This is a genomic window from Bradyrhizobium sp. (genome assembly GCF_019242285.1).
Classification (GTDB): Bacteria; Pseudomonadota; Alphaproteobacteria; order Rhizobiales; family Xanthobacteraceae; genus Bradyrhizobium.
The window spans coordinates 1-9,920 of the sequence record NZ_JAFAVV010000243.1 but is presented as its reverse complement, the minus strand read 5'-3'; the positions used below and the strand labels follow the sequence as shown (position 1 = coordinate 9,920).

10 protein-coding genes are annotated in these 9,920 nt (G+C 66.6%); 3 read left to right on the top strand and 7 right to left on the bottom strand.

From position 1 onward, the window contains the following. From JOY90_RS09320 to JOY90_RS09300, 5 genes are all read right to left on the bottom strand, one after another. Window positions 1-1,944, bottom strand: a 1,944-nt coding sequence (locus JOY90_RS09320; protein ID WP_291690847.1) for a diguanylate cyclase, incomplete at its 3' end; no start/stop codon positions are given. 156 nt (window positions 1,945-2,100) lie between these two features. Next, entirely contained in the window at window positions 2,101-2,598 is a 498-nt protein-coding gene (gene moaC, locus JOY90_RS09315) for a cyclic pyranopterin monophosphate synthase MoaC (RefSeq protein WP_291690846.1), read from the bottom strand. Next, on the bottom strand, window positions 2,598-3,419 hold the full coding sequence (trpC, locus tag JOY90_RS09310) for an indole-3-glycerol phosphate synthase TrpC (protein ID WP_291690845.1): 822 nt from the start codon (window positions 3,417-3,419) through the stop codon (window positions 2,598-2,600). The genes moaC and trpC overlap by 1 nt, the downstream gene beginning before the upstream one ends. Window positions 3,420-3,427: 8 nt before the next feature. After that, complete coding sequence (gene trpD / locus JOY90_RS09305) at window positions 3,428-4,441, bottom strand: anthranilate phosphoribosyltransferase (RefSeq protein ID WP_291690844.1); 1,014 nt, start codon at window positions 4,439-4,441, stop codon at window positions 3,428-3,430. 20 nt (window positions 4,442-4,461) lie between these two features. Continuing rightward, on the bottom strand, window positions 4,462-6,375 hold the full coding sequence (locus JOY90_RS09300) for a peptidylprolyl isomerase (protein WP_291690843.1): 1,914 nt from the start codon (window positions 6,373-6,375) through the stop codon (window positions 4,462-4,464). A gap of 176 nt (window positions 6,376-6,551) precedes the next feature. On the opposite strand from JOY90_RS09300, the gene tpiA reads away from it, so the two are divergent. Continuing rightward, complete coding sequence (gene tpiA / locus JOY90_RS09295) at window positions 6,552-7,307, top strand: triose-phosphate isomerase (protein ID WP_291690842.1); 756 nt, start codon at window positions 6,552-6,554, stop codon at window positions 7,305-7,307. On the opposite strand, the gene JOY90_RS09290 is transcribed toward tpiA, so the two are convergent. Then, a complete protein-coding gene (locus tag JOY90_RS09290; protein WP_291690848.1) occupies window positions 7,304-7,834 on the bottom strand; it encodes a GNAT family N-acetyltransferase in 531 nt (176 codons plus the stop codon). The two genes, tpiA and JOY90_RS09290, sit on opposite strands and share 4 nt — an antisense overlap. After that, on the bottom strand, window positions 7,834-8,400 hold the full coding sequence (locus JOY90_RS09285; protein WP_291690841.1) for an XRE family transcriptional regulator: 567 nt from the start codon (window positions 8,398-8,400) through the stop codon (window positions 7,834-7,836). Before JOY90_RS09285 ends, JOY90_RS09290 begins: the two co-directional genes overlap by 1 nt. A 179-nt stretch (window positions 8,401-8,579) precedes the next feature. Between JOY90_RS09285 and secG the strand changes: the two genes are divergently transcribed. Continuing rightward, window positions 8,580-8,966, top strand: coding sequence for a preprotein translocase subunit SecG (gene secG / locus JOY90_RS09280; protein ID WP_291690840.1), 387 nt, complete (start codon window positions 8,580-8,582; stop codon window positions 8,964-8,966). 165 nt (window positions 8,967-9,131) lie between these two features. Next, window positions 9,132-9,920: CTP synthase (locus JOY90_RS09275; protein ID WP_291690839.1), on the top strand; the 789-nt coding region annotated here is incomplete at its 3' end.

Sequence of the window (9,920 nt, the reverse complement as noted above, 5' to 3'; positions counted from 1 at the left end):
CTCGAGCGCCTGGCTTGCGATCGCCTGGCGCAGGTCGAGCTCCAGTTGCCGGCGCGCCCTGAGCTTGGCGTCCATCTCCGGCTCGAAGAAACGCCAGGTGCGGCGTCCGGCCGACTTGGCGGCATACATCGCGAGATCGGCGTTCTTCAGGATCTGGTCGAGATCGGTGCCGTCGCGCGGCGCCAGCGCGATGCCGATGCTCGCATCGGCGGTGAGCTGATGGCCGAGGCAGTCATAGGGCAGCCGAATCGCTTCGAATATCCGCGTCACCAGATCGGTGACGTCGTCGACGCTTCCGATCGCGGTCTGCACGATCGCGAATTCGTCGCCACCGAGGCGCGCGACGAAGCCGCTGATGCCGACGCAGCCGGTCAGGCTGACCGCCACGGATTTCAGCAGTTCGTCGCCGATGCCGTGGCCGAGCGAGTCGTTGACGCTCTTGAACTCGTCGATGTCGATGTAGTGCACGGCCAGCATCCGGTCCGGCCGGGCTTGCGCGAGTTCGTGCTTGAGACGCTCGTGAAACAGCGCGCGGTTCGGCAGATCGGTCAGGGCATCATAATGCGCGAGGTGAGTGATGCGCTGCTCGGCCCGCCGGCGTTCGGTAATGTCCTCGTGAGTAGCCACCCATCCTCCATCCGCCAAGGGTTCGTTGATGATCTGGATCCAGCGGCCGTCCGGCGTCTCGATGACGTAGGCCTTGGTCTTGCCGATGCTGCGGATCACGGAGGCGACGTACTCGTGCTCGTCGCCGATGAACGAACCCGTTGCCTTGCGGTGGGCGATCACGTCGTGGAAGCTGCAGCCCGGCTTGATAATCTCCGCCGACAGGCCGTACATCTCGATGTAGCGCTGGTTGCAGACGACGAGCCGCTGCGAGGCATCGAACAGCAACAGCCCCTGGGTCATGTTGTTGACGGCGAGGTCGAGGCGCTGCTTCTCCAGCATCAGCCGCTGCTTGGAGCGGCGGTGGTCGTGCGACAGCCTGCGCACCACGGAGAACAGCATCGCGGCGATCAGAAACACGGAAGTGACACCGACGCCGATCAGGAAACGCATCTGCTCGCGCCAGTCGGCGAGCGCCTGCCCGACGTTGCGGCTCGCCACGATGACGATCGGAAAACCGCTCAAGGCCATCGCCGCCCCGACCCGTTCGGTGCCGTCGACAGGACTTACGAAAATGCGGCTGGCCGACCCTCCGTCCGCCGGAATCTGGCGCAGGAGCGGACCCTGCTGGAAGTTGCGCCCCGTCAGGGCGTCGGAATGCGGGTAGCGGGCCAGCAGCGTTCCATCTCGATGAACCATGGTGATCGAGGCGTCTGCGTCGAGCGTGGCAGAAGCGAAAAATCGCTCGAAATTGGCAGGCTCGAAGCCGCGGCCGACCGCACCGAGGAATTCACCGTTGGGACCGGTGATCTTGCGTGCGATCACGGTGGTCCAGAGCCCGGTGATCCGGCTCTGCATCGGCTCGACCAGGAGGCTCGCCGAGTTGGAACTGGTCTTGAAGGTCTTGAAATAGGCCCGGTCCGCGACATTGACCGCAGGGACGGGCCAGAGATTGGAGGAGTTGATCAGGTTGCCGTCGGAATCGAACAGGTTGACCGAGCCGACATAGGAGAGAGCGCCGATCTTGGCCTTCAGCATCAGATAGATATCGGGTCGCGACATTCGCTGCCGAAACTCCTCGGTGGTCGTGATGCCGGTCGACCGCACGAAGCCGATGAGATCCTCCTGTATGGCGCCGAAGTCGTGGAACTGCTGATCGAAATGGCGCGTCAGCAGCAGCACGGTGTTTTCCAGCTCACGCTTGCTGGCGTTCAGCGCACGGTCGCGGAAGCTGCCCGCCATGACCGTGGTGCCGACCGCGATCGCCGCGATCAGCAGGAAACCGCCGACGATCAGCCAACTGATCGGGCCGCCCCGAGCGGAAGCTCTCACGTCCATGGAAGCGTTTCCAATCCGTCTTACGTGGTCGTCGGCCGCCGCGTTACGCATGGCCATCGTCGGGACGTCCGATCCCCGCTCATACCTACGATGTCGAGATGGAGGCTCGGTTAGCGAGCAGGGTTAATGGCGGGTAAAACGCGAGAGCGGGCCGCCTCAGGCCCGATAGTGGCCGGACTTGCCGCCCCGCTTCTCGACCAGATGGATGCCCTCGATGCCCATGCCGCGCTCGACCGCCTTGACCATGTCGTAGATCGTGAGGCAGGCGACCGAGACCGCCGTCAGCGCCTCCATCTCGACGCCGGTCGGCCCGGTGACCTTGACGGTGGCGCGCACCACGCAGCCCGGCAGCGCCGGATCGGGGGTGATGTCGAGGGTGACCTTGGAGAGCATCAGCGGATGGCACAGCGGAATCAATTCATGCGTCCGCTTGGCGGCCATGATGCCGGCGATCCGCGCCGTGCCGAGCACGTCGCCCTTCTTGGCGTCGCCGGACAGGATGAGGTCGAGGGTCGCCTTCTGCATGACGACGCGGCCTTCGGCGACCGCGGTGCGCTCGGTCGCAGGCTTGTCCGAGACGTCGACCACGCGGGCTTCGCCACGCGAGTCGATATGGGTGAGGGCAGGGCCGTGTTTCGAGGAGGCGCCCGCCATCAGCGCGTGCCCGTGGCGCGGGCGGTCTCGCCGCGCGCCAGCAGCGCGCGGGTGGCGGCCGCCACATCCTCCTGCCGCATCAGGCTCTCGCCGACCAGGAAGGTCGACATGCCCAGGCGCGACAGCCGCGCCAAGTCGGCCGGCGTGAAGATGCCGCTCTCGCCGACCATCAGGCGGTCCTTCGGGATCAGCGGCGCCAGCGCCTCGCTGGTTGCGAGCGTGGTCTCGAAGGTGCGCAGATTGCGGTTGTTGACCCCGATCATCGGCGAGCGAAGCTGCAAGGCACGTTCCAACTCCGCGCGGTCATGGATCTCGATCAGCACGTCCATGCCGAGGGCGAGGCTCGTATCCTCGATCTCCTTCGCCGCCCCGTCGTCGAGCGCGGCCATGATGATCAGGATGCAATCGGCGCCGTAGGCGCGGGCCTCCACGACCTGATAGGGATCGAACAAGAAATCCTTGCGCAGCGCCGGCAGGCGAGTGGCAGCCCGTGCGGCCACCAGGAAATCGAGATGGCCCTGGAAGGAGGGCGCATCGGTCAGTACCGAGAGGCAGGCGGCGCCGCCCTGCTCATAGGCTTTCGCCAGCGCGGGCGGATCGAAATCGGCGCGGATCAGGCCCTTCGAGGGCGAAGCCTTCTTCACCTCGGCGATCAGGGCGTAGTCGCCCCGATCGAGCTTTTCGCGGATGGCGCGGACGAAGCCGCGCGGGACGGGTGCCGACTTGGCGCGGGCCTCCATCTCGCTCAGCGGATGGGCGCGCCTGGCGGCGGCGATCTCCTCGCGCTTATAGGCTTCGATCCTGGTCAGGATGTCCGACATCGCCCGCCTCAGCCGTTGGAGACCGCGACCAGGTGCTTCAGCCTGGCGGCGGCAGCGCCGCTGTCCAGCGATTTGGCGCCGATGGCAACGCCTTCGGACAGCGTCCCGGCGCGGCCGGCCACCATCAGCGCGGCCGCCGCATTGATGAGCGCGATGTCCCGATAGGGGCTCGGCATGCCGTCCAGCACGCTTTTCAACGCGACCGCATTGGCGTCGGCATCGCCGCCCTTCAAAGCTTCGCCGGCGACGCGCGGCAGGCCGGCTTCCTCCGGCGTGACCTCGAAAGTCCGGATCACGCCGTCGTCCAGCGCCGCGACGAAGGTGGGACCCGTGAGGGTGATCTCATCGAGCCCATCCGAGCCATGCACCACCCAGACCTGCTCGGAGCCAAGATTTTTCAGCACCTGAGCCAGCGGCTGCACCCACTGCCTGGAGAACACGCCGACCATCTGCCGCTTCACGCCGGCCGGGTTGGATAGGGGCCCGAGCAGGTTGAAGATGGTGCGGGTGGCAAGCTCGAGCCGGGTCGGATTGACGTTCTTCATCGCCGGATGATGCGCCGGCGCGAACATGAAGCCGATCCCGGCCTCCTTGACACACTCGCCAACCTGATCGGGGCCTAGATCGATCCGAACGCCGAGGGCGGCCAGCACGTCGGCCGCGCCCGAGCGCGACGACAGCGCGCGGTTGCCATGCTTGGCGACGGGGACGCCGGCGCCGGCCACGATGAACGCGGCGCAGGTCGAGACATTGACCGAGCCGGAGCCGTCGCCGCCGGTGCCGACGATGTCGATCGCCTCCGCCGGCGCGGTCACCCGCGTCATCTTGGCGCGCATCGCCGAGACCGCGCCGGTGATCTCGTCGACGGTCTCGCCGCGCACCCGGAGCGCCATCAACAGGCCGCCCATCTGCGAGGGCGTAGCCTCGCCCGACATCACGCTGTCGAAGGCTGAAGCGGCCTCCTCGCGCGACAGCGTGGCGCCGGTCGCGACCTTGCCGATAATCGATTTGACGTCGTCCATCGCGGGCCTTCGAAACTCACTCAATCGTTGTTGCTGCCATTGCTTGCACCGGTCACCTGGGCGAAAGCGGTTTCGTTGATCGAGGTGCCGATGTTCTTCTCCACCCTGGCGACATAGGCGTTGAGCTGCTCGTCGCTCTGGCCGCGGATGAGCGTCTCCTTCAGCTTTTTCATGTCTTCGGAGCCGGGGTCAACCGGCGGCACCGTGACGTCGGTGACGCGGAACACGATCCATTCGGTGTCGCTGTTGCCGGCGGTCTGGCCGGCCCCGTCCTTGGCGGTCCGGAAGGCCGCGGCGATCACGCCGGACGGCACCCCGGGGACCGAGGCGTCGCGCTTGAAGCTCGCGGTGCTCTCGACCTTCAGCCCGGCGCTCGCGGCCTCGTCGGCGAGCTTGCCGCCCTGGTCGAGCTTCTGCACCATGTCGGTGGCCTTGGCCTTGAGGCGGCCCGCGGTCTCGTCCTGGCGCCAGCGCGCCTCGACCTTGTCCTTGACCTCGTCGAGGGTGCGGTCGTGCGGCGGGGTGGTCGCGAGCACGTCGAACCAGACATAGCCGCCCTTGTAGGCGATGGCGTCGTTGTCGGCGCCGACGTCGCTGTTGAAGGCCTGCGAGACGACGTCGAGACCCGGCGGAATGTTGGCGCGCTGGCCGTCCGGCATCAGCCCGGCGCGGTCGACGGCCTCGATCGTGGTGGCGGGCAGCTTCAGCTTCTGCGCCGCCTCGGTCACGCTGGCGCCGCCGCCACGCTCGTCCTCCATCTTGTCGCGCAGGTTGGCGACCTCGGTGCGGGCGCGGCCCGTGGCGATCTCCTTCTTCAACTCGGGCGCCACGCTCTCATAGCTCGGCTGCACCGCAGGCTGGATGACGCCGACCTTGACCAGCGCCACGCCGAACCCGCCCTGCACCGGCTGGCTCACTTCATCGGGCTTGAGCAAAAACGCCGCGTCCGCGATCGCATGGTCGAGGATAGCGGATTTGGCAACCAGTCCGAGATTGACGTCGGCGGCGTCGAGCTTGCGCTCCTTCCCCAGGTCGTCGAACGAAAGCCCCGAATCGAGGCGGCTGCGCGCAGCCTGCGCCTCCTCGACATTCGGAAAGGTGATCTGCGAGACCTCGCGCTTTTCCGGCGTGCCGAGCTTGTCCTTGCGCTGCTCGAACAGCTTCCTGGCGTCGTCGTCGGACACTTCCGACCATTTGCCGACGTCCTCGGGCGTGACCGCGACGAAGGCGATCTTGCGGTATTCGGGCGCGCGGAACTGGGCCTTGTGCTCATCGAAATAGCCGGCAAGCGCCTCGGGCGAGGGGGGCTCGATGGTGCCGGCCTGGGCGGCGTCGAGCCGGACATAGTCGATCGAGCGCTGCTCGCTCTGGAACCGGCTCAAGGCCTCCAGCAGCGTCTTCGGCGGCTCGAGCCCGGCGGCGACCGTGCCGGCGATCTGCCGGCGCAGCGACACCCGCTTCTGGTCGAGCAGATAGCGCTGCTCGCTGAAGCCGAACTGGCGGATGATCATCTGGAAGCGCTGCGGATCGAAGGCGCCGTTCATGCCCTTGAAGTTCGGATCGGAGAAGATCACGCGCATGGTCTCGGCATCGGACTGGTTGAGCCCCAGCCGCCGCGCGTTCTCGTTCAGCGCCGCCTCCGCCAGGGTCTGGTTCAGCACCTGGCGGTCGAAACCGAAGGCGCGGGCCTGGTCCATGGTCAGCGGCCGGCCGAACTGGCGGCCGATCTGCTGCAACCGGTCGGTATAGAGCTGCCGGAACTCGTTGGTCGAAATCTCGGTGCCGCCGACCTTGGCCAGCGTCGACTGCCCGAAGCCGCGGAAGATGTCGGCGATGCCCCAGATGCCGAAGCTGATGATCAATACGCCCATCACCACGGCCATGATGGTCTTGCCGAGCCAGTTCGATGAGGCCTTGCGCAATCCTCGGAGCATGCGTCCAACTTGTAAAAAGGAGGGATGTAGGGCGCGCCCAGGCGAGAGGTCGCCAACGGGTGCGGCCGTGCTGATAGCGCATCATAAAGAGGCAGTCACCCCGTCGCAACCTTGAGCAGGACGCAGGTTTGGGTCAAAAGCCACAGCCAGCGCCCATCATCCGATTGGAATCCGCCATGACCGCCTCCATCCGTCCGCTGATCGCCGGCAACTGGAAAATGAACGGGTTGAAGGCCTCGCTAGGCGAATTCGAGGCCATGCTGGCCGGCGCGCCGCAGGTCGCGGCCAGGGCCGACCTCCTGGTCTGCCCGCCCGCGACGCTGGTCGCAGCGTTCGCGGAGAAGGCGAAATCGGCCAAGGCACTCGCGGTCGGCGCACAGGATTGTCATCCCAAGGCCTCCGGCGCCCACACCGGTGACATCTCGGCGGAGATGCTGGCCGATGCCGGCGCCAGCGCCATCATTGTCGGCCATTCCGAGCGGCGCGCCGATCACGGTGAGAGCGATGCTCTCGTGCGGCAGAAGGCCGAGGCGGTCTGGCGTGCCGGCCTCACCGCCATCGTCTGCATCGGCGAGACCCGGCACCAGCGCGACGCCGGCCAGACGCTCGACATCTGCGGCGGCCAGCTCAATCTGTCGCTGCCCGACGGCGCTAGCGCCGGTAACCTGGTGGTGGCCTATGAGCCGGTCTGGGCGATCGGCACCGGGCTCACGCCCACGGTCGCCGATGTCGAGCAGGTTCATCGGTTTATCCGCGGTCTCTTGATCGATCGCTTCAAGGAGGAGGGGGCGCGGATGCGCATCCTCTATGGCGGCTCGGTCAAGCCGTCGAACGCTGGCGAGTTGATGGCGGTCGAGAGCGTCAATGGCGCGCTGGTCGGCGGCGCCAGCCTGAAGGCGGCCGACTTCCTCGCGATCGCGGCGGCGATCTAGCCGGCTTCGGCCATCAGCCGCTTCCAGTAGACCATGGTGCCGGTCAGCCCGCCATGCGGCATCAACGCATAGTCTGGAATGATGCCGGCGAGCTGATAGCCGGCGCGCTCGTAGAGCCAGGACGCGCCCTCGTCGACGGCGGTGTCGAGCACCAGCAACGTGCGGCCGCGCGCGATTGCGATGCGCTCGGCTTCGCGCAGCAAGGCGCTGGCGATGCCGCGATGGCGGTGGCTCAGCCGCGTCATCATTTTCGCGATTTCGCCGCGATGCGGCTGATTGGGCGGCAGGTCGAGCAGCAGGGTCACTGTCGCCACCAGCCTTTCGCCGTCGAGGGCGCCGAGCACGATCCGCTCGCCGCGGTCGGCGGCGGCCAGCGATCCGGTCCAGAATGCGCTGGCCAGTTCGACCGGCAGCGGATGCATGAAGCTCACGGAGCCGCCGTTCGCCACCGTCTCGACCAGGATCTCGCTCAGCGCCGCGATGATGTCAGGGGAAGAGGCCAGCGGCCGGATGGAAATGGCCATGATCAGCTCCGCGCCAGCGCTACGACATATTCGCAGGGCGCGCCGGTCTCGTTGGCGAAGGTGACTTCGGCCGGCGCGCCGAAGCCGAGACAATCGCCGGTTTCCAGCACATGACGCTGGGCCGCCTCGGTGATGACGAGGCTGCCGCGCACCACCCAGACCGCCTGCCGGATATGGGCATAGGATTCCGCCGGCAACGTCACCCGCTGGCGCGCCGGCATCTCCACCTTGACGATCTCCAGCGGATGATCGGGACGGCTGAATATCTGTCGCCGCAGATAGCCGGTTTCCGGGTCGCGCCATGACGGCTGCCCGGCGGCGCGCACCAGGCGATCAGGGCGGGCTTCGGCGCGCAGCATCAACCCGGCAAGCGTCAGGTCGAAGGCGCTCGCGAGCTTCACCAGGATGACGGCGGTCGGGCTCGCCTCGGCGCGCTCGATCTTGCTGATGGTGGCTTTCGCCACGCCCGAGCGCTCCGCCAGCTCGGCGAGCGACCAGCCGCGGTTGTCGCGCTCGGCGCGAAGGCGCTCAGCAAGTCGCCGGCTGAAGTTGTCCTCCATAGTAGCCATTCGTCTACTATATTAGACAACCACGTCTGTGGGCAAGCGCACGATCCGCTCGACCTGTGCGGATGCTTGCCGGCGCCCGCGCCGTGCTTATCTCGGGGCTTGAGGGTGGCAATGCCGGATGTGATCGTGTAACACCCGCGCGCACCCGAACGCTCCCGCAGAACCGAAGCGCCGTTTCAATGACCGTCATCCTCGTCATTCACCTCATGATCGTCGTCGTGCTGATTGGCACGGTGCTGCTGCAGAAGTCGGAAGGCGGTGGTCTCGGCATGGGCGGCGCGGCCGGCTTCATGTCGAGCCGCGGCACGGCCAACCTGTTGACCCGGACCACGGCGGTGCTCGCGGTCGGGTTCTTCGCGACCAGCCTGCTGCTGTCCTGGATCGCGAGCTATGACCGCAAGCCGGCCTCGCTGATCGGTAATGGACCGCCGGCGCAGACCCAGCCTGCCGGTGGCGCAGCACCGGTCACGCCGCCGACCAGCGGCGGCGTGCTGGACACGCTCAAGAAGTCGGACGAGCAGCAGAACCAGACGCCGGCGGCACCGCAGGCGCCGCGTTCGCAATAAAGCAGATAAGCCATGCAGGAAGGCGCACCCTTCCTGCCTCCAAATTCTTCTTCAAGGCGCTGATATGTCTCTCATATTCGCGTCACCCACAGGCGCTGGAATGTTTGTGGCCAGCGCGTGATTCGTTTTTGCGAATCGAGGTCCAGGCCTTAAAGGTAGGGTCCCATGGCGCGGTACATCTTCATCACCGGCGGCGTGGTCTCCTCGCTCGGAAAGGGTCTGGCATCGGCGGCACTCGGCGCGCTGCTGCAGGCCCGCGGCTACAAGGTCCGGCTTCGCAAGCTCGACCCCTATCTCAACCTCGATCCGGGGACGATGTCGCCATATCAGCACGGCGAAGTCTTCGTGACCGACGACGGCGCCGAGACCGATCTCGATCTCGGCCATTACGAGCGCTTCACCGGCAGGCCGGCGACCAAGGCCGACAACATCACGACCGGGCGCATCTACCAGGACATCCTGACCAAGGAGCGGCGCGGCGACTATCTCGGCGCCACCATCCAGGTGGTGCCGCATGTCACCAATGCCATCAAGGAGTTCGTCCTCTCCGGCAATGACGAATACGACTTCGTGCTGGTCGAGATCGGCGGCACGGTCGGCGACATCGAGGGCCTGCCGTTCTTCGAGGCGATCCGCCAGCTCAAGAACGAGCTGCCGCGCGATCACGCCGTCTACATCCACCTGACGCTGCTGCCCTATATCCCGAGCGCCGGCGAGCTGAAGACAAAACCGACCCAGCATTCGGTCAAGGAGCTGCGCTCGATCGGCATCCAGCCCGACATCCTGCTGTGCCGGACCGATCGCGAAATTCCGAAGGAGGAGCGGCGCAAGCTCGGGCTGTTCTGCAACGTGCGCGAAAGCGCCGTGATCGAGGCGCGCGACGTCGACAACATCTATGCGGTGCCGGAGGCCTATCATGCCGCGGGCCTGGACGACGAGGTGCTCGCGGCGTTC

Excerpts from the sequence above, each read along its gene's own strand:
- secG (WP_291690840.1), top strand. The coding sequence starts at position 8,580 with ATGACCGTCATCCTCGTCATTCACCTCATGATCGTCGTCGTGCTGATT.
- JOY90_RS09300 (WP_291690843.1), bottom strand. The coding sequence starts at position 6,375 with ATGCTCCGAGGATTGCGCAAGGCCTCATCGAACTGGCTCGGCAAGACC.
- trpC (WP_291690845.1), bottom strand. The coding sequence starts at position 3,419 with ATGTCGGACATCCTGACCAGGATCGAAGCCTATAAGCGCGAGGAGATC.
- trpD (WP_291690844.1), bottom strand. The coding sequence starts at position 4,441 with ATGGACGACGTCAAATCGATTATCGGCAAGGTCGCGACCGGCGCCACG.
- moaC (WP_291690846.1), bottom strand. The coding sequence starts at position 2,598 with ATGGCGGGCGCCTCCTCGAAACACGGCCCTGCCCTCACCCATATCGAC.
- JOY90_RS09285 (WP_291690841.1), bottom strand. The coding sequence starts at position 8,400 with ATGGCTACTATGGAGGACAACTTCAGCCGGCGACTTGCTGAGCGCCTT.
- tpiA (WP_291690842.1), top strand. The coding sequence starts at position 6,552 with ATGACCGCCTCCATCCGTCCGCTGATCGCCGGCAACTGGAAAATGAAC.